Below are 25,814 nucleotides of genomic sequence, written 5' to 3'. Positions count from 1 at the left end.
ATTGATAACTAATGTGATTAGGTTCCTCAAACACAGCTTATTTAGTTAATCCTTTCTATTGCCTTCCAAGTGGTACAGGAATATATAAAATTTGACCTTCTTGGATCTCGCCACTTTCCATGCGATTTTCTCGTAAGATTTGTGTTACTGGAACTGAATAGTTTTCAGCAATTGAATCTATTGAATCTCCTTGTTGAATGATTCTCATCCTAACCCTTGTAAATCCCTCATTTTCTTGTGTAAGCATATTTGTTAAATAGAGAGCATTATCATCTCTCGTATGTGTTTTTACTGTTTCAAGTTTATCTTCTTCTGGATCTTCATGAGAAGCTCGTTCATTAATTACTTCTTCTGCTTCTTCAATTATTGTACTATCCATTTCGAATACTTCTTCCTGTTCTTCATCCGTATAGAAAGAATCGTCTTGTTCTTCAGACCTACTTTTCACTTCAATAACCATTGACTCTTCTCGTTGCTCTTCATTTTCGACTTCTTCGATTTCTTCTGCATCTTCTTTACGCACTTCAAATTCAAACGCGGAGTATGGCTCTTCCTTCTCTTCTTCATCATGAACTATTTCTTCTTGAATCGGAAGTTCATCTGTTTCGTTTTCAACTAGCTCCGCTGATGCATCTTCTCGATATTCCTCTTGTATTAAACCACTAATCTCAATATCTGCACTGAGTTGTAGTCGGTTTTGTTGTAAAATATCGTAATCAAATGTTTCTACTAACACATAAATATCATTTAGATCAGAAATTTTTTCAACCGGGATCGTAATATCAACTGGAAAACGATGCTCCAAAGCAAATAGCCCCTCTTCCAACTCTCGCACATCGTCTGCTGTATTCATGTAAGGTTCTTCTCGGAAAGAATCCACCATTTCCGTAGACTCTAGTTCTGCTGGTGCATAGTACTCACCGGTCAATAATAAGTTTCCAACAATTGAAACATATTCCTTATTCTCTTGAATACAAATATCAGGTTCTAACGCTATGGAAACAAGGTTATCAACTTCCTGACCTCTATCAAACCAGACCGATTCTTTTACATGAAAACTTAAATTTGAGGAACGTTCATCTGACACATTCCTTCCTCCCTTCAATCACTTCACTTATTTCAACTTATGAGAGTAACCCCGTGGGTGAGATTGTTCTTATCGTTATATTCATTACTCTTACTGTATGATACATATGACTTAGAGTAGAAATGTATGCAAAGAAAAACGCACTGCCTTAATAAAAGGTACAGTGCGTTTTTTCTATCAATTATAAACCATCTAGTAATGTTAGTTTTAGATTTACTAAGTAAGTTCTTATTTTCCTTTTGCAATTTCAGCAAAGGCTTTCTCTGCAGCCTCAATCGTTTTTTCAATATCCTCATCAGAATGTTCGGTTGATAAGAACAACCCTTCAAATTGAGAAGGTGGTAAAAAGATACCTTGTTCAATCATTAATTTATAATAAGTAGCAAACATTTCTAAGTTAGATGAAGATGCCATTTCAAAGTTCATGACATCATCATTAGTGAAGAACAAACCTACCATTGAACCTGCGCGATTCACAGTATGTGGAATACCATGCTTTAGTGCAGCCTCCGTTAACCCTTCTTCTAAACGCTTTGCTTTTTGTTCAAATTGTTCGTACGTTTCTGGAGTTAACCTAGATAATGTTTCATATCCGGCAGTCATTGCTAATGGATTACCTGAAAGAGTTCCTGCTTGATAGATAGAACCATCTGGCGCAATTTGACGCATGATTTCTTCTTTACCACCGTAAGCACCTACGGGCAATCCACCACCAATTACCTTACCGAGACATGTTAAATCAGGCGTTACTCCAAAATAACCTTGTGCACAATTGTAACCAACACGGAAGCCCGTCATAACCTCATCAAAAATAAGCAATGTCCCATTCTTTTCCGTAATCTCACGTAATCCTTCTAGAAACTGGTGTTGTGGCGGTACAACACCCATATTTCCAGCAACAGGCTCTACAATAACACCTGCAATATCATCCCCAAATTGTTCAAATGCATAACGAACACTATCCAAATCATTGTAAGGAACAGTAATCGTATTCTTCGCAATAGATTCTGGTACACCAGGGCTATCAGGCAAACCGAGTGTCGCAACACCTGAACCTGCTTTAATAAGCAGAGAATCACCGTGTCCATGATAACATCCTTCAAATTTCATAATGATGTTACGATTCGTATATCCTCGTGCTAAGCGTAAAGCACTCATTGTCGCTTCTGTACCAGAATTGACCATACGAACAACTTCAATAGATGGCACACGTTCAATAACAAGTTCAGCTAACTTATTCTCAATCGCAGTAGGTGCACCAAAGCTTGTCCCTTTTTCAGTCACCTTCTTCAATTGTTCAACGACTTCATCGTGTGCATGCCCTAAAATTAGCGGTCCCCATGATAGTACATAATCAATGTATTCATTTCCGTCCATATCATACACTTTTGATCCTTTACCATAATCCATGAAGATTGGGTCCATATTAACTGATTTAAAGGCACGAACAGGGCTGTTCACACCACCTGGCATTAATTTTTTAGCTTGTTTATAATGTGCTTTTGATTTATCAAAGCTACGCATTCGATACACTCCTTTATTTCAGGTCAGCAAAAGATACTGTAGAATAACCTTTTAAAAATTCATCAACGACTTCATCGTGTATTATTTCGCTTCATTCAACCATTTTGCTACATCTTTTGCAAAGTACGTGATAATTAAGTCAGCTCCGGCACGTTTCATTGCGATTAACTTTTCCATCACAACAGCCTTCTCATCTAACCAACCATTTTGTGCTGCGGCTTTAATCATTGAATATTCACCACTTACATTATAAGCAACCATTGGTGCATTATAACGATCTTTTACTTCACGAATGATGTCTAAGTATGCAAGTGCAGGTTTCACCATTAAGAAATCTGCACCTTCTTCCAAATCTGATTCAGCTTCACGTAATGCCTCGAGTCGGTTCGCTGGATTCATTTGATATGTCTTTCGATCACCAAATTGTGGTGTACTATCAGCTGCATCTCGGAATGGACCATAAAAAGCAGATGAGTATTTTACGGCATACGACATAATTGGAATATGTGAAAATCCAGCTTCGTCTAATCCTTGTCGGATTGCTGCTACAAAACCATCCATCATATTTGAAGGTGCAATTATGTCTGCGCCAGCCTTTGCTTGACTTACTGCTGTTTGTGCAAGTAATAAAAGCGATGAATCATTCTGTACGTCCCCATCTTTAATTACCCCACAATGACCATGATCTGTGAATTCGCAGAGACATGTATCTGCTATTACAAGCATTTCAGGAAAGTTTTCTTTTATTTGCGTAATTGCTTTTTGTACGATACCGTGGTCATGATAAGCGCCTTTCCCAAGTTCGTCCTTCTCATGAGGAATACCGAATAAGACGACTGCAGGAATTCCTAAGCTACTTATTTCACCTACTTCTTCATTTAAGCAATCAAGAGACAATTGGAAAACACCTGGCATCGAAGATACTTCACGTCTAATCCCTTCACCTTCAGCTACAAACAATGGATAAATCAAGTCTTGCTTATGTACGTGAGTTTCTTGAACGATTTCTCTCATCACTTTAGATGAACGAAGACGACGATGACGCTTAAACTGTAATTCAGTCATTCCCTATATACCTCCTATTTGATAACTCTTCACTTATTTTATGTAATAACCCTTCAATCGTATATGTTTCTGCTATGATAACGTTTGGCAGTTTTTTTCGTTTCGCTTCTGATAATGTTACTGGTCCGATACAAGCGAAAATAACGTCTGTCGTTACATCTCGCCAATTTGTATCAAGTAATAGTGAATCAAATGCAGAAATTGTAGAAGGGCTAGTGAATGTCACAACATCGACATGGTCGTGTAAGATCACATTTTTCAATTTAGTTCGTGCTGCTTCATTTTGAATTGTTCGATAGACAACCAAATCATTTACTTTACAACCATGATCGAGAAGTTTAGATGGTAAAGCCTTTCTTGCAAGATCACCTCGTGTTAGCAAGATGCGCATCCCTGTTTTTAGTTGAGACGACAACTCAGCAAAAAGAACTTCCGCAGTATAAGAAGACGGCATAAACTGAACATCTATGTTATTGTCTTGTAATGTCTTCAACGTCTTCTTACCAACTGCTGCAATCTTTGGCAACTTCTTTTTCCAATCACTGTTTGCATATTTATTAGCAAATTTAACAAAGGCATGTGCACCATTCATGCTCGTTATTATGATCCAATCATAACTGTTCAATTGGGTAAAAGCATCTTGAACGACATCTTCACGTTTGGGTGGAGCAATTTTTAATAACGGAACCTCAATCGCATTACCACCAAATGATTGAATTTGTTCAATAAAAGCGCTAGATTGATGCTGAGCTCTAGTGACAAGAATGTGCACACCTTGAAGAGGTTTCAAGGCATCATTCATTACCGATCTAACTCAGCTTTTATTTCATCTAATATTTTTTGTGCACCACGTTCTTTTAAGATTTTCGCAGCCTCTTCACCTAAGCGAACAGGATCTGTACCGAATAGTTCTTCACGCAAAATCGTCTTTCCATCAGGTGTTGACACTAATGCCATTAACTTAATTTCATCGTTATCCATTATTTCAGCTAACCCTGCGACAGGAACTTGACAACTACCTTCCATTTGATTAAGAAATGCACGTTCAGCTGTAACAGTTCTTTCCACACGCTCATCCGATAATATCTGTAATGCGTCAAGAAGCTCAGTATCATCTTCACGACATTCAATTGCCAGAGCACCTTGACCTACTGCTGGAACACAAATATCTTGATCCAAATATTCCGTAACAACATCATTAGACCAATTCATACGTGCTAGTCCAGCTGCTGCTAAAATAATAGCATCGTAGTCTCCAGTATCAAGCTTAGAAAGCCGTGTATCAATGTTTCCTCGAATCCACTTAATTTCTAAATCAGGTCGCTGTGCCAAAATTTGTGCACTTCTACGTAAGCTACTCGTACCTACAACAGCACCTGAAGGTAAGTCGGCAAGCTTAACATGTCCTTTTGAAATAAATGCATCACGATAATCCTCACGCCCAGGAACACATCCGATAACGAATCCTTCAGGTAATATGGAAGGCATATCCTTCATACTATGAACAGCCATATCAATTTCCTTATTTAGCAATGCTTGTTCAATTTCTTTCACAAAAAGTCCTTTTCCACCGACTTTTGAAAGTGTAACATTTAGGATTTGGTCACCTTTTGTTACAATTTCTTTTACTTCAAATTCAAAAGGTAAACCTGCATCCTTCATTTTATTAATAAACCAATTTGTTTGCGTGAGCGCTAACATACTCTTTCTTGAACCAACAATAATCTTACGCATGATAATACCTCCGTCTTCTGCTATATGCTAATGAGCTACACCCAAAAATGGAAATTTGAAAGTGTACCAAATAAGAAGAAATTTGTTAAGAGTACGAGAAAAGCTCCTATATTCCAATAAGTTAACACTTTCCCTTGTAAGCCCTTTCCTACTCGTAAATACAAATAAATACTATATATAATTAACACCATAAATGAACCTAATACTTTCGCATCATACCATTGAAATGATTCAACTTGAATCGAAGCCCATACTATACCAAGAATTAGTGCGATCAACAACAATGGAACACCAATCATATTCAGACTATAAGATAACCGATCTAATGTCGAGAGATTGCCTAATCGTTTTAGACGTGTTCCCCACTTTTTCTTCTTTATTAACGTATATTGTAGCTCATACATCATTGTGAAAATAAACGAGAGTGAAAATGCACCGTATGACAAGATCGCAATTGTGATATGGATTAAGAGAAGTTCTGAAACTAATTGTTCTGAGAGAACCTCTGATTTGTATTCGACAGGTGTAAACAAATGTAGCGCCATGATGACAAAACCTAGTATATTTGTAAAGAATACAAAAAAATCCACTCTGAAAATTCGGTTAATGATGAGTGAACATGTTACAAGTACCCACGTATAAAAGTACAGGCCCTCTGCCATATTCAAAATAGGAAAATGTCCCAACTGTATCATGCTAGAAAGGAACGAAACTGTCTGTAAACCCCAAACAATAGAAAGCAACCAGAAGGCAACTTGATTCGCCTTCCGGTTGTTATGCAAAAAGTCAATAAAATACCCTATTAAGCTAAAGCAATATAGGATAATTGTAACATCATATAACCAGCCAAACTTAAACATATACCTAATCTCCTCTTAGGATTGTTTCGATGTCTGGTACGTTAACGTCCATCTCTTTTCTTTTTCAATTGGAATGACCACTTTATTTAATGACTTTTGTAATTCAATCTCAGCCTGAACGTCTTCTTCCAAATCGAAGATTTTCATAAATAACTTCAAAGAGTCTTCCGCGTCTTCTTGTGCCGCAATTTCTTTCGCTCGTGTTACTGGTTCACGAAGAAGCTGGTTAATGATACTCTTTGTATGCTTATTTAGAACTTTCTTCTCTCGCTCTGTTAGATTTGGAATTTTACGTTCGATGCTGTCCAATGTCTCTGCTTGCACAGCAAGTGCACGTTTGCGAAGAGAAGAGATAATCGGGACAACGCCCAGTGTATCAATCCATTGTTGGTACGCAATAATTTCTGCTTCAATCATTACCCCAACTTGTTCTGCTGCTTTCTTTCGTTCTTCTATATTTGCCTCTACAATACCTTCTAAATCATCAATATCGTATAAGAATACACTTTCTAACTTGTCAAGCTCTGGATCCAAGTCACGAGGCACAGCGATATCAACCATAAATAGTGGACGACCTTTGCGCTGCTTTTCAACTTTCTTCATCATATCTTTCGTAACAACGTATCCATTTTTGCCTGTGGAGCTAATTAAAATATCACCTTCAATTAGCGATTTTTCAAGGTTATCAAGTGAAGCTGCTTGTCCAGAAAAACGATTCGCTAATTCGACAGCCTTCTCAATCGTACGATTAATCACGGTGATTTTTGAAGCACCACTACCTTGCAAGTTTTTTGCTGCTAATTCTCCCATTTTTCCAGCACCAACAATTACAACATGCTTATCATTTAAGCTCCCAAAAATCTGCTTGCTAAGCTCTACTGCTGCATAACTAACTGATACAGCATTTCCCCCTATTTCTGTTTCAAAGTGAGAACGTTTTGCAAGAGTTACCGCTTGTTTGAAAAGCTGATTGAATAATGTTCCTGTTGTTTTTTCCTGTTGGGCAAGCAAAAATGAATCACGTACTTGACCGAGAATTTGTGTTTCTCCAAGAACCATTGAATCTAGTCCACATGCTACACGAAATAGGTGTTCAATAGCATGTTCGTTTTCATAGATCTTCAAAAAAGGAGCAAACTCATCTATCTCAAGACCAAACCATTCTGCTAAAAATGCCTTTGTATAGTAACGCCCTGTATGAAGCTGGTCAGCAACAACATATAGCTCCGTACGATTACATGTTGAAATAATAACATTTTCTAAAATGCTCTTCTGTTTACGAAGCGTTTTATGTGCTTCAGACAAGTTTGCTTCATTAAATGTCAGCTTCTCACGTATTTCAACAGGGGCCGTTTTATAATTAAATCCGACTGCTAGAATGTGCATAACTTTCTACACCCCCACTAATAAATAACCAATCCGAAATGTATAACTATGACTAATAATAACATACTCTCTTCCTACACATGTGACAAAAGTATGAACAGAATTTGAAATTATTGTGTTATGATAACAATTATTAGAGGGTATTCAAAATAATTCACGAAAATAGCTTTGAACTTCTCCCTAATATTCTATTTAAAATAATGATAAGCACTTTTGATTCATTACGAACGTACAACGTATTTCTTGTAACTATATTTTACATGTTCAATCATATCAAAATCCAAACTTAAGAATCAAGCGAATGACAAACAAAGTCATATAGTATAAAGAAACTTTCCTTATATAATTAATGGTATTAGATACTTACTACTGCTATGATTATTCAAAATACTTGAATGTAAACACAGCTTCAGTTGACAAGTACTATATACGACTATACACTCAAGTCTATCATGTCGCAAACGTCAGATTACAACATTTTGCTCATACACCATGAATCGTTTTGCCACACTTTTTTTATCTTATTTTTTTGCTTTTTAAAGAATAGAGAAAGGGTGAAAGAGTCTAATGAAGAAATATGGAATACTTCCTGGCATAATTTTAATTGGCACGGGAATTTATTTTTTTCTAAATCAATTAGATTCCTTTAATAGTAATCAATTTTTTTCTTGGCCAACTTACTTTTTAATTATTGGGTTTGCTTTTCTGCTTCAAGGTTATATAGGAAAGGATGCTTATAGTATATTTCCTGGTGTGCTGTTTGCAGGTTTTGGCGTGCATTTTCATGGTCAAACTTTATTCGATTTTTGGCCTACTCACTGGGGAATTTATACACTACTTCTTAGTATGGCTTTCTTATTTCAACATCAAGAATTAAAGAGAGGGATACTACCTGGGATCATCTTTTTAATTATCTCTTTATTCGGTATATTTGAAACCTCAATTTCTGAATACCTTACTAGTTTAAATGTTTCAATCAATTGGTTCTATTCAATTTGGCCGTTAATTTTAATAACTTTAGGGTTTTATATTTTATTTTTCAAATCAAAATAATTACCCATATACATAAAGAAAAGCCGACATATGCTGCATGTCGGCTTTTCTTATAGAAGATGTTCAAAAAGTCCGGGAAGAATGAATGTCGAATAACTGCGTCGGCTTGTTCTTCTTCGCCCTTTTGTCATCCTTTTTGAATACGCTCTTATAGTTTTTCTCGAATTGCTCTCCAAACTTCTTCTTTACCTTGAGCTGTTTCAGATGAGAAGAGGATAATTTCATCTTGTGGATCAACATTTAACGTTTCTTTAACGATTTTTTTATGTTTTAGCCACTGAGCCTTTTTAACTTTATCTGCTTTTGTTGCTACGATGATAACGGGAATTTCATAATGCTTCAAAAAATCATACATCGTAATATCATCTTTAGATGGTGCATGACGTAAGTCTACAATTTGTACAACTGCTCGAAGTTTTTCGGATGTGGTAAAATAGATTTCCATCATTTTACCCCATGCTTCACGTTCTTTTTTTGAAACCTTTGCAAAACCATAACCAGGTACATCAACAAAATAAAGCAATTCATTGATTAAGAAATAATTTAATGTCTGCGTTTTTCCTGGTTTAGAAGATATTCGGGCTAAATTTTTACGATTCGTTAGCTTATTGATAAGTGATGACTTCCCAACATTTGATCTGCCAGCTAAAGCGATTTCCGGATAATGATCTTCCGGATAATGTTCAGGATATACAGCACTTTTAATAAATTCTGATTTAGTTACTTTCATTCTTTTCACCTGCTAATGCGTGTCTCAATACTTCATCCAAATGTGATACAGGAATGAAATTCAATCCTTCCCTCACACTTTCAGGAATATCTTCAATGTCTTTTTCATTATCTTTTGGAATTATAATTTCAGTTAACCCAGCACGATGAGCACTTAATGACTTCTCCTTCAAACCACCGATTGGTAGCACGCGACCACGCAATGTAATTTCACCTGTCATACCAACTTCCTTACGTACAGGTCGATTTGTCAATGACGAAATTAATGCCGTTGCGATTGTAATCCCAGCTGATGGGCCATCCTTTGGAACTGCTCCTTCAGGGACATGAATATGAATATCATTTTTCTCAACAAACTCAGGATCAATCTCTAACTCTTCAGCACGAGAGCGGATATAACTAAATGCTGCTTGTGCAGATTCTTTCATAACATCTCCTAATTTACCTGTTAAGATGAGCTTGCCCTTCCCAGGATAGATTGACACTTCAATCGAAAGAGTGTCTCCTCCAGCTGATGTATAAGCAAGACCAGTTGCTGCACCTACTTGGTCAACAATTTCTGCTTGCCCATAACGGAATCGAGGTTTTCCTAAATACTCCTCTAAGTTCTTGTCTGTGTAAATTACACGTTTGCGCTCCTCAGATACAATAACTTTCGCTGCTTTTCTACATAGTTTTGCAATCTGTCGCTCTAAGTTTCGCACACCTGCTTCTCGTGTATATTCACGTATTAATTTAAGTAATGCCTCATCGCGAATTTGGATCTTCCCTTTTTCCAAACCATGTTCCTTCACTTGCTTAGGTAACAGGTGATCACGTGCAATATGCACCTTCTCTACTTCCGTATAACCAGCAATCGTGATAACTTCCATTCGGTCGAGTAATGGACCTGGGATCGTACTAATATTATTCGCTGTTGCGATAAACATAACTTTTGATAAATCATATGATTCTTCAATGTAATGATCACTATAAGTTCCATTTTGTTCAGGATCTAACACTTCTAACATTGCTGCTGAAGGGTCTCCCCTAAAATCATTCGACATCTTATCAATTTCATCCAATAGAAAGACGGGATTGATTGTCCCTGCATTTTTCATCCCTTGGATGATTCGCCCTGGCATCGCTCCAACATAAGTACGTCTGTGTCCACGAATTTCAGCTTCATCACGAACACCACCTAATGACGCACGAACAAAGTTACGCTCTAATGAACGGGCAATTGAACGAGCAAGTGATGTCTTTCCGACTCCTGGAGGACCTGCTAAACAAAGGATTGGCCCTTTTAATGAATTGGTCAGCTTCTGTACTGCTAAGTATTCGAGCACTCTCTCTTTCACTGTTTCAAGTCCATAATGATCTTCGTCCAATACCTTTTGTGCATTTTGAATATTCAATCGATCTGTTGTTTCTTCACTCCAAGGTAAGGCTAAGATCCAATCGATGTAGTTGCGAATAACTGAACTTTCAGCAGAAGTATTAGGAATCTTCTCAAAACGATCAAGTTCCTTTAGGGCAGCTTCTTCAACCCTTTTAGGCATTCCTTTATCTTCAATCATCTTCTTTAATTCAGCAACTTCACCTGCTTTGCCATCTTTATCACCAAGTTCTTTCTGAATAGCCTTCATTTGTTCACGTAAGTAATACTCTTTTTGAGTACGTTCCATTGAACGCTTTACACGTTTACTTATCTTTTTTTCAAGACCTAGAACTTCTTTTTCATTATTAATAATCGTAATTAACGACTCAATACGTTCTTGAACATTGGTTGTTTCAAGAATCTCTTGCTTTTCTTTAATCTTTAATGATAAATGTGAAGCTATAAGGTCAGCCATACGACCAGGTTCATCAATATCAGAAACAGAAGCAAATGTTTCTGCAGAAATCTTCTTGGAAAGTTTTATGTACTGTTCAAATTGATTGAGTAATGCACGCATTAGTGCTTCTTCTTCTACATCGTTTGTAGATTCTTCTTCAATTTGCTCAATATTTACTTCAAAATATTCATCTTCATTCGTATATTCTACAATGCGACCACGATAAAGACCTTCTACTAAAACACGAATAGTACCATTTGGCAATTTTAGCATTTGCTTTACTTTCGCAATTGTACCAACCTCATACATATCCTCTATATCTGGCTCATTCACGCCGACTTCCTTTTGTGTAACAAGGAAAATAATGTGATCATTTACCATCGCTTTCTCTAATGCTTGTACAGACTTATCGCGTCCCACATCCAGATGTAATACCATTGATGGATACACAAGTAGTCCGCGCAGTGGCAGAAGCGGAATCGTCATTTCCATCATTTCCGTCTTTTTCGCCATAAACCTTACACCTCCAAATCTAAACGGACAAAACTAATTAAACCTTTGTACAATTCTATCTTATTTCGTCAAGGTTTGTCTATTAAGAAGAATAAGAAAAATAGTGTGGAACTTCGTATAACGATACATATTAGCTTCTTGAATAAAGTATTTTCCTCTAAATAATAACTTCACCTTTTTAACTCAAATCAGTTATTCTCTCTACCTCACTTATACATATTATAAAAACAAGCAAACATTGAAGGGAACTTGGTTGAAGATAACCAAGCTCCCAAATAGCATTTCTAAACTGATTGAGATTGAGAAGAAACTGCACCTGATGCAGGAACTGCTTGCCCCTCCTCATTTGGTGCTTCAATTAGAGAATGTTGGAATACTTCATGCAAATGCGTAACTGGTATAATTGTAATTCCAGTGAAATCTTTGAACATCTCTTGGTCATTATCCTTTGGAATAAGTACAGTTTTGGCTCCTGCTTGCTGAGCTGCCTTAATCTTAGCTGGAACTCCACCGACAGGTTTAACATTTCCATAAATGCTTATCTCGCCCGTCATCGCAACTGTGTTTTGGACTGGTATGCGTTGAATTGCTGAAAATACACCAGTAGCGATTGCGATACCTGCAGATGGGCCATCAACAGGTACACCTCCAGGGAAGTTAATATGAATATCATAATCCCTTTTGATGTAACCCATCGCTGTCAACACTGTCATTACATTCTCTACAGAACCTTTCACCATACTTTTTCTCCGTATTGATTTCGCCTGATTTCCTATACTCTCTTCTTCAACAATTCCTGTAATCGTAATGTTTCCTTCCTTTACAGCTGGTAAAGCTGTCACTTCAAGTTCTAATAAAGCACCTGTATTTGGACCAAATACCGCTAAGCCATTTACAAGACCTTCACGTGATTCACTATGAATAGAACGCTCCCAACGTGGCGTTAGTTGACTTGATTGCACAACCCATTCAATATCCTTTTGTAAAATCTCTTCCCTTTTTTCATTAATTGCTAAACCACTTGCTATTTGGATAAGGTTAACAGCTTCCCGCCCATTTTTTGCATATTTTGCAAGTAACGCTAAGCAAGTTTCATCAACCTTGAGTCCAATCTTATCTACTGCACCTCTTGCGATACAAATAACTTCTTCCTTATCGAGCGGACGAAAAAAGATTTCTAAACAACGGGAACGAATTGCAGGAGGTATTTCATCTGGTGTACGAGTCGTCGCTCCAACCATTCGAAAATCAGCTGGTAAACCATTTTTAAAGATATCATGAATGTGGTTTGGAATTTGATGATTTTCTTCATTATAATAGGCACTTTCCAAATACACTTTCCGATCTTCTAATACCTTTAACATCTTATTCATTTGCACTGGGTGTAATTCACCAATCTCATCGATGAATAAGACACCTCCATGTGCATGTGTAACTGCACCTTGTTTCGGTTGAGGAATGCCTGCTTGCCCCATTGCACCTGCTCCTTGATAGATAGGATCATGTACTGAGCCAATAAGTGGGTCAGCAATTCCACGTTCATCGAACCGAGCTGTCGTTGCATCTAATTCAACGAAAACAGCATTCTGCTTAAATGGAGAACGTTCGTTTTTCTTCGCTTCTTCCAATACAAGTCTTGCCGCAGCTGTCTTACCAACTCCTGGAGGTCCATAGATTAATACATGCTGTGGATTTGGACCACACAAAGCTGCCTTAAGGGCACGTATCCCATCTTCTTGCCCGATAACATCATCAAATGATTTTGGACGGACTTTTTCTGATAGTGGTTCTGACAATGAGATAGAACGGAGCCTCCTTAGCTCTTCCATTTCTTTACGTGACTCTTTATCAATTGATACTTTCTGCGTTCGTTGGTTTCTTAGTAAATTCCAAAAATACATCCCAATTACAACACCGAAGAATAGTTGGATAAATAACGCAATTCCTGTCCAATTCATAATAAACCTCCTGCTTTTATTGCTAGTTAAACATTAGTATCTCCCGAGGGAAGTAATACTAAACCAACACAAAATTGAAGGTTTATGGAAAAAACAAGTAATTATGAATGTAACTTCAAAACATTTTTGTTATACGTGAAAAGCCAACTGAGATTTACTCAGTTGGCTTCTAATTTAATTATGCACTTTCACGTGGTGTTTCTTGATTAAGGTCAAGAATTGTACCATCCTCTAATACTAATTGAGGTTTTGCATTACCTTCTACAGTTTCAGCATTGATGATACACTTTTCAATGTCTTCACGCGAAGGTAAATCATACATTACATCAAGCATGATGCCTTCAATAATGGAACGAAGACCACGAGCACCTGTCTTACGTTCAATTGCCTTCTTAGCAATTTCTTTTAACGCACCCTCTTCAAATTCTAATTCAACATCATCTAACTCAAGAAGCTTCTGATATTGTTTTACAAGAGCGTTTTTAGGTTTCGTTAGGATTTCGACTAATGCGCCTTCATCCAACGGCTCTAGACTACCAATTACAGGTAGACGACCGATAAATTCAGGGATTAGACCGTAACGAAGCAAATCTTCTGGTAATACTTTGGAAAGTAGTGCACCATGGTCAAGGTCTTCTTGTGTAGTATCTGAGCCAAACCCAATGACTTTTTTCCCAAGACGACGTTTAATAATTTGATCAATTCCATCAAATGCGCCACCACAAATAAACAAAATATTCGTCGTGTCAATTTGAATGAATTCTTGGTGTGGATGCTTACGTCCACCTTGTGGAGGAACGCTAGCAACTGTACCTTCCAAGATTTTCAATAACGCTTGCTGTACACCTTCTCCAGAAACATCTCTAGTAATAGATGGGTTTTCAGACTTACGAGCAACTTTATCAATTTCATCAATGTAGATTATACCTTTTTCTGCTTTCTCTACATCGTAATCAGCTGCTTGGATAAGCTTTAAGAGAATATTCTCAACATCTTCACCTACATATCCAGCTTCTGTTAGAGAAGTTGCATCTGCAATTGCAAATGGTACATTCAAGATTCTTGCTAACGTCTGTGCTAGTAACGTTTTACCGCTTCCTGTTGGTCCAATCATAGCAATATTACTTTTAGAAAGTTCAACTTCATCAATCTTACTGTTGGAATTAATACGCTTATAATGATTGTAGACTGCAACAGACAAATTCTTCTTAGCTTGGTCTTGTCCGATTACGTAGTCATCTAAAATTTCTCGAATCTCACGTGGTTTTGGTACATCTTTAAATTCTACTTCTTCTTCCGTACCTAATTCCTCTTCTACGATTTCTGTACAAAGCTCAATACACTCATCGCATATATATACACCAGGACCCGCCACTAATTTACGAACTTGGTCTTGCGTTTTACCACAAAATGAACACTTTAATTGTCCTTTTTCTTCGTTAAATTTAAACATAAAATCACCCCTTGCAAATATTAACTCGGAAAGCCAAAAGCCTCAGGTGATTTGGAGTATTAAATTCAATTAAAAACTCCAAAAGTCACTTGTCCGTCTTCACCAAATTGATTATGTATTGCATTGTACCATAGTAACTGAAAAGAGCGGTAGCGATCCAACTTCGCACCAAATTATGTATGAAACAGCTTCATAAAAAAAGTATGTCTCCTCTTAATCAATAGTATCTGCAAAAAATGAAAAATATGCTTGATGCAGAAAATTATCCTCCTTACATTCCTATTAGCCATTGATCTTCATTTTTCCTTTATCTTGAAGAAAACTTTTTAATTTGTTCCCTTTCTATAAGTTATCATGAAAGATAGACTTTTAAACATGTAGAGGAAGTTAATTTTGATTTATCTTGGCAAGTTAATGATAAGCCATGCGCATTCAGTACAATTTCAATTTGAAGCAAAAGAAGGTGTAGAACCTTTTTCATAACAGCAACCTATAACTACTTAAAGCTTATTATATTGTAAAACAAGGCACGAGTAATTCGCGCCTTGTTTTATTTATAATATAATCTTATGCAGCTACTTTACGATTCTCTACAAGGAAATCAATTGCTTTACGGATTTTAAGGTCTTCCTTCACACGGTCAGATGAACCACCAAGCATTTTCGTAAGCTCATCAACAGATGTTTGATACATTTCAGCCATCTTATCAAGCTCTTCCTTAACATCTTCCTCAGAAGCTTCTACATTTTCAGCAATCGCAATCGCTTCTAAAGTTAAGTTTGTACGAACACGCTTATTAGCATCTTCTTTCATTTGCTCACGAAGGGCATTCTCATCTTGACCAGAGAATTGGAAGTACATTTCAAGGTTCATACCTTGCATTTGCAAACGCTGCTCAAATTCACTCATCATTTGCTCAATCTCTGTATCGATCATTGCTTCTGGAACGTCAATCGTTGCATTTTCTGCAGCTTTTTCAACAAGTTGGTCACGCATACTTGTATCTGCTTCGCGCTCTTTACGTTCTTTAATTTGCTCGTTTAGCTTATCTTTTAAACCTGCTAAAGTTTCAACTTCTTCGTCTACATCTTTCGCGAACTCATCATCAAGTTCTGGAAGTTGTTTTGTTTTAATTTCATGAAGCTTCACTTCAAATTTCGCTGGTTTTCCTGCAAGTTCTTCAGCATGGTATTCTTCTGGGAAAGATACTTCAACGTCCTTTTCTTCACCAGTAGCCATCCCTTCGATTTGCTCTTCAAATCCAGGAATGAATTGACCTGAACCAATTTCTAGTGAGTAGTTTTCAGATTCCCCACCTTCGAATGCTTCACCATCAACAAAACCTTTGAAGTCAATTACGACAGTATCACCTTTCTCAACTGTACCTTCTTCTTTTACAACTAATTCAGCATTTTGCTCTTGTAGACGCTTCAGTTCGTCGTCTACGTCTTCATCTGTCACTTCAGCATTCATTTCTTCAACTTCTAAGCCTTTATATTCTCCAAGTTCAACTTCTGGCTTAACTGTAACAGTCGCTGTAAAGATAAATTCTTTACCTTTTTCGATTTGTTCAACATCAATATCTTCTGGTTGAGCTACTGGAGTGATACCAGTCTCATCGATTGCAGCACTGTAAGCTTCTGGTAACATAATATCTACAGCGTCTTGATAAAGAGATTCTACACCAAAACGTTGTTCAAACATAAAACGTGGCATTTTCCCTTTACGGAAACCTGGAACGTTAATTTGTTTTACAACTTTTTTAAATGCTTGATCAAGTGCTTTGCTCACTTGTTCCGCTTCTACCTCTACTGTCAACTTAACTTGGTTGCCTTCTAATTTTTCCCACTTAGCAGCCATATTTTTTCCCTCCAACATCTATTATTATCTACTAATTAATGACATTTACCCAAAACGAGATTCATGTCAGTCATTCATCTTATCGTTCATTCTCACCATTGTGAGAAACACACATGTAATAAAACAAAGACGAATTTTGTATATTAGTCACATATCTACAACCATTATATTATAACATGAAAAATAATCGTTTCAATAGATACAATTAACTTGACTCAGATCACAACCTACACCTAATCGGAGAGGTGAATCATTTTATAGTAAGCAGTCTATGATCAATATAAAAAACATAGATTCATTTTAACTCTGGTCAGTGATTTAACTCAATTCTTTCTACTTCTAACAAAATTGATAAGGCTTCGTTTAAATCAGTTTCACCTACTACATAATGTTCATTCAATTCTTCAATAGACAAGCTAATACCTTGCATTTCATACCCTAACTTATAAAGAGCAGCTGCCCACACTTGTGCATTATGCGGAACAAACGACAACGGATAACGCATAAGAACCGTTCGTTGCCATAATTCAACTACTAGTTCAAACAAAACAGGATTGTTTTGCCCAAGCTGTGCTTCTAAAGCTGTATGTACGTCACTTTCAAAACCTTGCTCATTAGCATACGGAATGTTAACTGGATTAACAATAACTGCTTCCCCAAACTTCCGCACTGTTATCATCATGTCAACTTCTTGTTCTTTAAGTAATTGCAATAAAAGAGCTTGTACAAACGGATGAGAGCTATTATCACCTAAAAATTGTTCTATTTCATTTAAATAAGGACGTAGGTTAGCTGTCTGTAATTTTTGAACTAACGTTATTTGTTCAGCTATACTATCTAATTTTAATAACCCTAATTCATCGTCAACATGGTCTACATCTACCATTTGTGTATCATTATTAAATTCTGTTTTATTTAGCTTTCTCCCCAATTGAAGCAAATGATAGATTGATTCTGCATATTCCTTTGGTGGGGGATGCTCTTGAAGTACAGTTTCTAACGTAACAACTATTTCGGAATATTCCTTCAACTGCATCAATATCGTTGTATAAATGTGTAAGACTTCAAAATAGTCGCCAATCCCTTTATTTAATAGTTCCTTACATTTCTCCTTTGCATCGTTTAGCATGCCTAACTCTAACAAACAAAGAACAATACCTACTTCTGCTTCTTGATAAAAATTATGCTCCTGAAGCTGTTGGAAATATTCCAATGCACGACTGTAATTTTTATTATCCAGCTGCTCCATTCCTAACTTAAGAAGTCTTTCTTCCAGATTAGGAAATGCTACAACCTTTGAGTTTTTCTTTTTTTTCATTTGCATCGCCTCTTCTAATTAGCCGATATATCGGTATCAGTGTAGCAATTCCAACTTAAAAAGACAAGTAAGGGAACAGTTAATTACTCTCATTAGTATATCTCACTCTGATTGCTACTATTATTTTATATTGCTATTTATCTAGCATAGCAATATAAAATAATAGTAGCTATATCACCAAAATAAAGACCTCAGCAATTTGCTGCTGAGGTCATTCACTTAACGGTTTGCTTCAAAGACAGAAATCTGTTGTTCATAATTTAATGTAACATCAATTTCATCCCAACCATTAAGTAGCATCTCTTTCCAATATCCATCTATTACGAACGTGCTTTCAAATCCGCTATCATCCACAACCTTCTGTTCTTGCAAATCAACTTTAAGTTTATAGTTAGAAACTGTTGCCTTGTTTTGTAACTCTTTCACATGTTGTTCATCTAAACGAATTGGTAGAATACCATTTTTCAAACAATTATTATAAAAAATATCAGCAAATGATGGCGCAATGATGACTCTAAACCCATAATCTTGTAGTGCCCATGGTGCATGTTCACGAGAAGAACCACACCCAAAATTTGGACCCGCTACTAATATAGATGTACCTTTGTTTTCTAACTGATTCAATTCAAATTGGTCATTATCACTTCCATCTGCATTAAATCTCCAATCAAAAAATAAAAACTTCCCAAACCCCGTCCGTTCCACACGCTTTAAAAATTGTTTTGGGATGATTTGATCTGTATCGACATTAACTCGTGGCATCGGTGCCACCTTTCCATAATGGACTACAATTGGTTCCATGTGACTCACTCCTCCTTCTGAACTTATGTCTTTTCCTTATATATTTCAAAAATTCATTTCAAAATAGTGACTTCATTAAACATATTGTTGTTCGTATTTTCGTACGTCAACAAAACGTCCTTCAATTGCTGCAGCAGCCGCCATTTCAGGACTAACCAAATGTGTACGTGCACCTTTTCCTTGTCGTCCTTCAAAGTTTCTGTTTGACGTTGAAGCACATCGTTCACCTTCTGGAACAGTATCAGGGTTCATTCCTAAACACATACTACAACCAGACTCTCTCCAATCGAAACCGGCTTCAATGAAGACTTTATCTAATCCCTCTTGCTCAGCTTGAAGCTTGATTTTTTGTGATCCAGGTACTACAAGTGCACGTACATGAGAAGCAACATTTCTCCCTTTTACAATTTTTGCAGCAGCACGTAGATCACTAATTCGTGAGTTCGTACATGATCCAATAAATACATGTTGTATTTCAATTTCACTTATTGGTGTACCTGCCTCTAATTTCATATATTCAAGCGCTTGTTTCGTTGCCACTTGATCTGTTTCTGATGAATAATCATTTGGAGATGGAACAACATCATTGATTGCCACACACATAGATGGATTCGTTCCCCATGTGACTTGTGGTTCAATGTCTTCTCCTTTTAGCTCGATAACCCTGTCATATTGAGCACCATCATCCGTTGATAGAGATTCCCACTCTTTAACGGCTTTATCGAATTCTTCTCCTTGTGGCACATGTTTACGACCTCGAAGATAATCAAAAGTAATATCGTCAGGGCTAATTAATCCTGCTTTAGCTCCACCTTCAATGGACATGTTACAAATTGTCATTCGTTGTTCCATACTCATGCTTCTAATTACATCACCAGTATATTCAATTACATAACCTGTACCGAAATCTACACCGTGTTTCCCAATTACAGCTAGAATTACATCCTTCGCTGTCACTCCTGCTTGTAACTTACCGGTCACTTTAACTTGCATAGTCTTTGGTTTCAATTGCCAAAGTGTCTGCGTTGCAAGTACGTGTTCAACTTCACTCGTACCGATACCAAACGCTAATGCACCAAATGCTCCATGAGTAGACGTGTGACTGTCACCACAAACAATCGTTTTGCCTGGCTGTGTTAAACCGAGTTCAGGACCAATTACATGAACAATCCCTTGGTCTGGACTGTTCAAATCTGCAATTTCAACACCAAATTGCTCACAGTTATCACTCAATGTTTCAATTTGTTTCTTTGCAATTGGATCTTGAATATTATACCGATCAGCTGTCGGAACATTATGGTCCATTGTTGCAAATGTAAGGTCTGGTCGTCTCAATTTTCGATTCTTAAGACGCAAACCTTCAAATGCTTGTGGAGATGTCACTTCGTGCACGAGATGTAAATCTATATATAACAGTGTAGGTTTTCCCTCTTCTACTGTCACAGTATGTTTATCCCAAATTTTCTCAATAATTGTTTTAGGTTTTGACACAACTCTATCTCCTTTCTATTAAATAAAACTAAAATATTAATGTTCTCATCTAGTCAATTAATTTACCTTGACTACTTTAGTTTTAAATTAGGTCAAAATTATTAGTTTCTACGTTTATGCAAAATCGAATGAATTACAAAAAGCGATTCTATAAAAAACCTTAAATAAATTAATAGTTTTTTTATTCAACAATTATAATAGGAAGAAATTCGTCATTATAAAGTCTATTGAGCAATGATGTCAGCCAATTAATTGGCTGACATCTTTGTGGATTTGTGTAATATTGTTATTGTTTCAATAACCTTATTTGTCATTTCATCTGTAGAAAGTATAAGTTCAGAATGATCCGCTAGATCGGCAGTACGATAACCTTCTTCAAGAACACATTCAATTGATTTCTCTATTAAACTTCCTTCATTATTCATTCCAAAAGAATATTTCAACATCATAGCAACAGAAAGCAATGTAGCTAGTGGATTCGCTTTATTTTGACCTGCAATGTCTGGTGCTGAACCATGAGCTGGTTCATATAATCCAGGTCCATTTGCAGATAAACTCGCTGATGATAACATTCCTAGTGAACCTGTAAGCATCGCAGCTTCATCACTTAAAATATCTCCAAACATGTTCTCTGTTACAATAACATCAAATTGCTTCGGATTACGTATAAGTTGCATCGCAGCGTTATCGACAAGCATATGACTTACTTCTACTCCTGGATACTCATGAGCGATTTCATCTACAATTTCTCTCCACATACGGCTTGATTCTAATACGTTCGCTTTATCAACAGAAGTCAACTTACGACGTCGTAGTGCTGCAAGTTCGAAGCCCTTGCGAACAATTCGTTCAATTTCTTCCCTAGAATAATAAAGTGTATCAACAGCTATCTCTTCACCGCTTTTAGCTTTTCGTCGTTCACTAGGCTGACCAAAATAAATGCCACCTGTTAACTCACGAACGATCATAAGATCAGTCCCGTTAAGGACAGACGGTTTCAGCGTTGAAGCATCACTCAAACTATCAAATGCTATTACTGGACGAAGGTTCGCAAATAATTGTAAAGACTTTCTAATTCCCAACAAACCTTTTTCTGGTCTTAGATCCGGAGGATTATTATCCCACTTTGGTCCACCTACTGCACCAAGTAAAATAGCATCACTTTCCTTACAAACTTTTATCGTTTCTTCAGGAAGTGGAGTGCCGTCTATATCAATCGCTTCTCCACCAATTCTTGCATACTCATAAGAGAAGTCATGATCGAACAGGTTAGCAATTTCATTAAGTACAGTGATAGCACTAGAAATAATCTCTTTCCCTATTCCATCTCCAGGCAAAATTGCGATTTGTTTCTTCATTAATATAATGCCTCCATTCGCTCCTACTTTTTTACAACCTTACGATTCTCTTCATGCCATTGTTCTTGAAGTAAGACACGATTTATAGCATTCAAGTAAGCCTTTGCTGATGCTTCTAACACATCTTGCGCTGTCCCACGACCTCTTGAGGATTTATTTCGGAAATTAACAGATACATATACTTCAGCTAATGCATCACGACCACCTGTATTTGCTTGGATACGATAATCATCCAATCTAACCGGTGACTCAATCATTCTCTCTAGCGTATTATAGATCGCTTCAACACTTCCAGATCCTGTATTTGCCTCTTGTAATTCATTTCCTTCTGGATCTTTTAAAGTAATCGTTGCTGTTGGAATATTATTTGTACCATATTGAACTTGTAATGCAGTCATCTCATAATAAGTTGTAGCAGCTCCAAGTCGTTCTTCAGTCACTAATGCCATCAAATCATCATCTGCGATCTCTTTTTTCTTATCTGCTAATTCTTTGAAGGCAATGAACAAGCGATTCATCTCTTCATCTGACATTTCATATCCTAATGATTCCATGTGAGTCCGAAAAGCATGTCGCCCTGAGTGCTTACCAAGCACCATAGAATTAGATGCTACTCCTACAAGTTCTGGTGAGATGATTTCATACGTTGACTTTTCTTTTAAAACACCATCTTGATGAATACCTGATTCATGTGCAAATGCATTTTTTCCAACCACTGCTTTATTTGCAGGTACAATCATACCTGTCAACTTACTAACTAACGTACTCGTACGCATAATTTCATTTAATTGCAAACCTGTATTTGCTTGATAATAATCTTGACGAATATGCAAAGCAACAGCAATTTCTTCAAGTGAAGCATTTCCAGCACGCTCACCAATACCATTAATCGTACATTCTAGTTGATCCGCTCCATGTTCAACTGCTGAAAGGGAATTGGCTACTGCCATACCTAGATCATCATGACAGTGAGCCGACAATATTGCTTTATCAATATTTGACACATTTTCCTTTAAATAAGTAAATACATTCCCATATTCTTGAGGTGTAATGTATCCAACCGTATCTGGAATATTAATTACTTGAGCACCAGCATCAATGACTTCTTTTACTACTTTAGCTAAGAAAGGCAGTTCTGTACGACACGCATCTTCTGCAGAAAACTGGATAATCGGAAATTTTTTAGAAGCATATTTAACAGATTCTATCGCAGATTCAATAACTTCTTCGGGTGACTTACGCAACTTATATTTCATATGAATTGGTGATGTTGCGATAAAAAGATGGAGACGCGGCTCTGCGCCCCCTTTTAAAGCCTCCCATGATGTGTCAATATCTTTCTGATTTGAACGAGATAAACCTGTAATTGAACAACCTCGAATACGTTTGGCAATTTCTTGAACTGCACGGAAATCACCTTTTGAAGATGCTGGAAAACCAGCTTCCATGACGTCTACTCCTAAACGTTCAAGCTGTCTCGCTACTTCCAGCTTTTCAGTAAAGTTAAGGTTCACACCTGCAGATTGCTCACCGTCTCGAAGAGTTGTATCAAATATGCTAATTTTTCGCACTGCTGACCACTTCCTTAGATTTTTTAGCTTTTACGAATGGCATCATTTCACGTAGTTCACGACCTACTTCTTCAATAAGATGTTTATTTTCATTTGCATTAATAGCTGTAAACTCAGGGCGATTAGCTTGATTTTCAAGAATCCATCCTTTAGCGAATTTACCAGTTTGAATATCTTCTAATACTTCTTTCATATTTGCTTTCACGCGATCGTCAACTACTCGCGGCCCTGATACGAAGTCACCCCACTGTGCAGTATCAGAAATAGAATAACGCATACCTTCAAGACCACCTTCGTACATTAAATCAACGATTAACTTCAGCTCATGAAGACATTCAAAATATGCTACTTCGGGCTGATACCCTGCTTCAACAAGCGTTTCAAAACCTGCTTTAACAAGTGATGATAAACCACCACAAAGTACAGCTTGCTCACCGAACAAATCAGTTTCCGTCTCTTCTTGGAACGTTGTTTCAAGTACTCCTGCACGCGCAGATCCAATTACTTTAGCATAAGCAAGTGCAATGTCTTTTGCTTGACCCGTTTTATCTTGGAAGATACCAATTAATGCCGGCACTCCTGCACCTTCAGTATATGTTCTTCTTACTAAATGACCAGGACCCTTCGGTGCTACAAGAAATACATCTACATTTTCAGGTGGAACAATTTGATTAAAATGAATATTAAATCCATGGGCAAATACTAAGGCATTTCCTTCTTGTAGACCTTCTTTAATCTCAGTTTCATAGACTTTCGGCTGATATTCGTCTGGTAAAAGAATCATAACGATATCTGCAATTGCTGCAGCTTCTTTAACACTTACTACTTGGTGACCATCTTCAACAGCCTGATCCCATGACTTACCTGGACGAAGACCTACTACTACATCTACTCCACTTTCTTTTAAGTTCAAGGCGTGAGCATGACCTTGAGAACCATATCCAATGATAGCTACTTTCTTATTATTTAATAACGTTTCATTTGCGTCTCCATTGTAATAAACTTTTGCCATTATAAATCTCTCCCTTTTCATAGTTAATTGTTATTTTTATATAAATTAATTAATAATACTTACAGGTTTATTATCTGATGTTGCCTTTGTCAGTGAACCACGTGTAAATGCAGTTGTTCCTGTTCTTGCGATATCCTTAATGCCATATGGCCTTAATAACTCAATGAGTGCTTCAATTTTTTCAGAATCTCCAGTTGCTTGCACAACCATTGTGGTTTTACTGACATCAACAATTGTGGCACGGAAAGGAGCAATCAAGCCTGTGATTTCACTTCGGGTTTGTGCAGTAGTAAGGACTCTTATTAATGCCAACTCCCTTGCTACCATAGGCTGCTCAGTTATATCTTGTACTTTGATCACATCGATCTGCTTATTTAATTGCTTTGTGAGCTGTTCTGCTTTCTGTTTGTCATCTACATTAACTACGAATGTCATTCGAGAAATTTCAGGTGTTTCAGTATGACCAACAGTAATACTCTCAATGTTGTAACCTCGACGCGAGAAAAGACTAGTGATTCGGTTTAAGACCCCAGAATGATTGTTCACTGTCGCTGTTACAATTCTTTTCATAATTTCACCCCCACCATTTCGTGTAATCCTTTACCTGGTGCTACCATCGGATACACATTTTCTTCTTCTGTTACTCTAAAATCAATTAACACTGGACTGTTAATTTCAAGTGCTCTTTGCAAAGTTTCCTTTGCTTCTTCTTCCGTTTCTGCCCGGAAGCCTTTAACTCCATATGCGTCTGCTAACTTCACAAAATCTGGTTGAGAATCGATTACAGAATGTGAATAGCGTTTATCGAAAAATAGCTCTTGCCACTGACGAACCATACCAAGCCTTTGATTATTTACGATAACCACTTTCACAGGTAAATTACGCTCTGCCATAATCGTTAGCTCCTGATTTGTCATTTGGAACCCTCCATCACCCACAATTGCGATAACCGTTGCATCTTTCTTTGCAAGTTGTGCTCCAATTGCTGCTGGAAGACCAAACCCCATTGTTCCTAATCCACCAGAAGTTACCCAATGGTTCGGTTTATTAAAGGAATAATATTGTGCCGCCCACATTTGATGCTGACCTACATCAGTCGTAACAATAGCATCCCCCTGTGTAGCTTCATGAATCATTTGTATTAATCGCTGTGGTTTGAGTAATGGAACGGCTTTTTTGTACACTAATGGATACTCTTCTTTCCAATTATGAAGCTTCTTTCGC

At 37.0% G+C, this 25,814-nt stretch carries 21 protein-coding genes; 1 reads left to right on the top strand and 20 read right to left on the bottom strand.

Annotated elements, in window-relative coordinates; all coding sequences use genetic code 11:
* Positions 1 to 55: 55 nt before the first annotated feature.
* The 7 genes from spoVID to hemA all read right to left on the bottom strand — a co-directional run bounded on the left by spoVID (position 56) and on the right by hemA (position 7,656).
* Positions 56 to 1,087, bottom strand: coding sequence for a stage VI sporulation protein D (gene spoVID / locus BFG57_RS15755; RefSeq protein ID WP_069718448.1), 1,032 nt, complete (start codon positions 1,085 to 1,087; stop codon positions 56 to 58).
* A 228-nt stretch (positions 1,088 to 1,315) separates the two neighbouring features.
* Positions 1,316 to 2,611, bottom strand: coding sequence for a glutamate-1-semialdehyde 2,1-aminomutase (gene hemL / locus BFG57_RS15750; protein WP_069718447.1), 1,296 nt, complete (start codon positions 2,609 to 2,611; stop codon positions 1,316 to 1,318).
* Between the two features lie 81 nt (positions 2,612 to 2,692).
* Complete coding sequence (gene hemB, locus BFG57_RS15745) at positions 2,693 to 3,676, bottom strand: porphobilinogen synthase (protein ID WP_069718446.1); 984 nt, start codon at positions 3,674 to 3,676, stop codon at positions 2,693 to 2,695.
* Positions 3,669 to 4,478 carry a uroporphyrinogen-III synthase gene (locus BFG57_RS15740; protein WP_069718445.1) on the bottom strand — a complete coding sequence of 270 codons (810 nt, stop codon included), beginning with the start codon at positions 4,476 to 4,478 and terminating at the stop codon, positions 3,669 to 3,671. Before BFG57_RS15740 ends, hemB begins: the two co-directional genes overlap by 8 nt.
* Positions 4,478 to 5,410 carry a hydroxymethylbilane synthase gene (gene hemC / locus BFG57_RS15735; RefSeq protein ID WP_069718444.1) on the bottom strand — a complete coding sequence of 311 codons (933 nt, stop codon included), beginning with the start codon at positions 5,408 to 5,410 and terminating at the stop codon, positions 4,478 to 4,480. Before hemC ends, BFG57_RS15740 begins: the two co-directional genes overlap by 1 nt.
* Positions 5,411 to 5,445: 35 nt before the next feature.
* Complete coding sequence (locus BFG57_RS15730; RefSeq protein ID WP_069718443.1) at positions 5,446 to 6,270, bottom strand: cytochrome C assembly family protein; 825 nt, start codon at positions 6,268 to 6,270, stop codon at positions 5,446 to 5,448.
* Positions 6,271 to 6,285: 15 nt separating this feature from the next.
* Positions 6,286 to 7,656 (bottom strand): glutamyl-tRNA reductase, encoded by a 1,371-nt coding sequence (gene hemA, locus BFG57_RS15725; RefSeq protein WP_069718442.1) that lies wholly within the window; start codon positions 7,654 to 7,656, stop codon positions 6,286 to 6,288.
* Positions 7,657 to 8,223: 567 nt separating this feature from the next.
* Here hemA and BFG57_RS15720 point away from each other — a divergent pair.
* Complete coding sequence (locus BFG57_RS15720) at positions 8,224 to 8,709, top strand: LiaI-LiaF-like domain-containing protein (RefSeq protein ID WP_069718441.1); 486 nt, start codon at positions 8,224 to 8,226, stop codon at positions 8,707 to 8,709.
* Between the two features lie 148 nt (positions 8,710 to 8,857).
* Here the strand turns inward: BFG57_RS15720 and yihA are convergent, their stop codons facing one another.
* The 13 genes from yihA to BFG57_RS15655 all read right to left on the bottom strand — a co-directional run.
* The gene (gene yihA, locus BFG57_RS15715; RefSeq protein ID WP_069718440.1) at positions 8,858 to 9,439 is read right to left on the bottom strand and encodes a ribosome biogenesis GTP-binding protein YihA/YsxC; all 582 of its coding nucleotides are present in this window, start codon (positions 9,437 to 9,439) and stop codon (positions 8,858 to 8,860) included.
* Positions 9,426 to 11,768, bottom strand: a complete 2,343-nt coding sequence (gene lon / locus BFG57_RS15710) for an endopeptidase La (RefSeq protein ID WP_069718439.1) — start codon at positions 11,766 to 11,768, stop codon at positions 9,426 to 9,428. Before lon ends, yihA begins: the two co-directional genes overlap by 14 nt.
* Positions 11,769 to 12,052: 284 nt before the next feature.
* A complete protein-coding gene (gene lonB / locus BFG57_RS15705) occupies positions 12,053 to 13,726 on the bottom strand; it encodes an ATP-dependent protease LonB (protein WP_069718438.1) in 1,674 nt (557 codons plus the stop codon).
* Positions 13,727 to 13,904: 178 nt separating this feature from the next.
* Complete coding sequence (gene clpX / locus BFG57_RS15700; RefSeq protein WP_069718437.1) at positions 13,905 to 15,179, bottom strand: ATP-dependent protease ATP-binding subunit ClpX; 1,275 nt, start codon at positions 15,177 to 15,179, stop codon at positions 13,905 to 13,907.
* Between the two features lie 567 nt (positions 15,180 to 15,746).
* A complete protein-coding gene (tig, locus tag BFG57_RS15695; protein WP_069718436.1) occupies positions 15,747 to 17,039 on the bottom strand; it encodes a trigger factor in 1,293 nt (430 codons plus the stop codon).
* Positions 17,040 to 17,349: 310 nt separating this feature from the next.
* Positions 17,350 to 18,357 carry a tetratricopeptide repeat protein gene (locus tag BFG57_RS15690; protein WP_069718435.1) on the bottom strand — a complete coding sequence of 336 codons (1,008 nt, stop codon included), beginning with the start codon at positions 18,355 to 18,357 and terminating at the stop codon, positions 17,350 to 17,352.
* 219 nt (positions 18,358 to 18,576) lie between these two features.
* Entirely contained in the window at positions 18,577 to 19,158 is a 582-nt protein-coding gene (gene leuD / locus BFG57_RS15685; RefSeq protein ID WP_069718434.1) for a 3-isopropylmalate dehydratase small subunit, read from the bottom strand.
* A 75-nt stretch (positions 19,159 to 19,233) separates the two neighbouring features.
* Positions 19,234 to 20,649, bottom strand: a complete 1,416-nt coding sequence (gene leuC, locus BFG57_RS15680) for a 3-isopropylmalate dehydratase large subunit (RefSeq protein ID WP_069718433.1) — start codon at positions 20,647 to 20,649, stop codon at positions 19,234 to 19,236.
* A gap of 248 nt (positions 20,650 to 20,897) precedes the next feature.
* Positions 20,898 to 22,007, bottom strand: coding sequence for a 3-isopropylmalate dehydrogenase (gene leuB, locus BFG57_RS15675; RefSeq protein WP_069718432.1), 1,110 nt, complete (start codon positions 22,005 to 22,007; stop codon positions 20,898 to 20,900).
* Positions 22,008 to 22,030: 23 nt separating this feature from the next.
* A complete protein-coding gene (locus tag BFG57_RS15670; RefSeq protein ID WP_069718431.1) occupies positions 22,031 to 23,578 on the bottom strand; it encodes a 2-isopropylmalate synthase in 1,548 nt (515 codons plus the stop codon).
* Complete coding sequence (gene ilvC, locus BFG57_RS15665) at positions 23,565 to 24,590, bottom strand: ketol-acid reductoisomerase (protein WP_069718430.1); 1,026 nt, start codon at positions 24,588 to 24,590, stop codon at positions 23,565 to 23,567. The genes BFG57_RS15670 and ilvC overlap by 14 nt, the downstream gene beginning before the upstream one ends.
* A gap of 45 nt (positions 24,591 to 24,635) precedes the next feature.
* Positions 24,636 to 25,160 (bottom strand): acetolactate synthase small subunit, encoded by a 525-nt coding sequence (ilvN, locus tag BFG57_RS15660; RefSeq protein ID WP_069718429.1) that lies wholly within the window; start codon positions 25,158 to 25,160, stop codon positions 24,636 to 24,638.
* A partial coding sequence (locus BFG57_RS15655) for a thiamine pyrophosphate-dependent enzyme (protein ID WP_245676776.1) occupies positions 25,157 to 25,814 on the bottom strand: 658 nt, incomplete at its 5' end. The genes ilvN and BFG57_RS15655, both read right to left, overlap by 4 nt.

The organism is Bacillus solimangrovi (assembly GCF_001742425.1).
Lineage (GTDB): Bacteria > Bacillota > Bacilli > Bacillales > Bacillaceae_N > Bacillus_AV > Bacillus_AV solimangrovi.
Note: the sequence above shows the minus strand (reverse complement) of the source record. Positions and strands in the feature narration are given on the sequence as shown.

Excerpts from the sequence above, each read along its gene's own strand:
- BFG57_RS15740 (WP_069718445.1), bottom strand. The coding sequence starts at position 4,478 with ATGAATGATGCCTTGAAACCTCTTCAAGGTGTGCACATTCTTGTCACT.
- hemL (WP_069718447.1), bottom strand. The coding sequence starts at position 2,611 with ATGCGTAGCTTTGATAAATCAAAAGCACATTATAAACAAGCTAAAAAA.
- hemB (WP_069718446.1), bottom strand. The coding sequence starts at position 3,676 with ATGACTGAATTACAGTTTAAGCGTCATCGTCGTCTTCGTTCATCTAAA.
- leuD (WP_069718434.1), bottom strand. The coding sequence starts at position 19,158 with ATGGAACCAATTGTAGTCCATTATGGAAAGGTGGCACCGATGCCACGA.
- hemA (WP_069718442.1), bottom strand. The coding sequence starts at position 7,656 with ATGCACATTCTAGCAGTCGGATTTAATTATAAAACGGCCCCTGTTGAA.
- yihA (WP_069718440.1), bottom strand. The coding sequence starts at position 9,439 with ATGAAAGTAACTAAATCAGAATTTATTAAAAGTGCTGTATATCCTGAA.
- lon (WP_069718439.1), bottom strand. The coding sequence starts at position 11,768 with ATGGCGAAAAAGACGGAAATGATGGAAATGACGATTCCGCTTCTGCCA.
- hemC (WP_069718444.1), bottom strand. The coding sequence starts at position 5,410 with ATGCGTAAGATTATTGTTGGTTCAAGAAAGAGTATGTTAGCGCTCACG.
- lonB (WP_069718438.1), bottom strand. The coding sequence starts at position 13,726 with ATGAATTGGACAGGAATTGCGTTATTTATCCAACTATTCTTCGGTGTT.
- tig (WP_069718436.1), bottom strand. The coding sequence starts at position 17,039 with ATGGCTGCTAAGTGGGAAAAATTAGAAGGCAACCAAGTTAAGTTGACA.
- BFG57_RS15720 (WP_069718441.1), top strand. The coding sequence starts at position 8,224 with ATGAAGAAATATGGAATACTTCCTGGCATAATTTTAATTGGCACGGGA.
- BFG57_RS15690 (WP_069718435.1), bottom strand. The coding sequence starts at position 18,357 with ATGAAAAAAAAGAAAAACTCAAAGGTTGTAGCATTTCCTAATCTGGAA.
- ilvN (WP_069718429.1), bottom strand. The coding sequence starts at position 25,160 with ATGAAAAGAATTGTAACAGCGACAGTGAACAATCATTCTGGGGTCTTA.
- BFG57_RS15730 (WP_069718443.1), bottom strand. The coding sequence starts at position 6,270 with ATGTTTAAGTTTGGCTGGTTATATGATGTTACAATTATCCTATATTGC.
- leuB (WP_069718432.1), bottom strand. The coding sequence starts at position 22,007 with ATGAAGAAACAAATCGCAATTTTGCCTGGAGATGGAATAGGGAAAGAG.
- ilvC (WP_069718430.1), bottom strand. The coding sequence starts at position 24,590 with ATGGCAAAAGTTTATTACAATGGAGACGCAAATGAAACGTTATTAAAT.
- clpX (WP_069718437.1), bottom strand. The coding sequence starts at position 15,179 with ATGTTTAAATTTAACGAAGAAAAAGGACAATTAAAGTGTTCATTTTGT.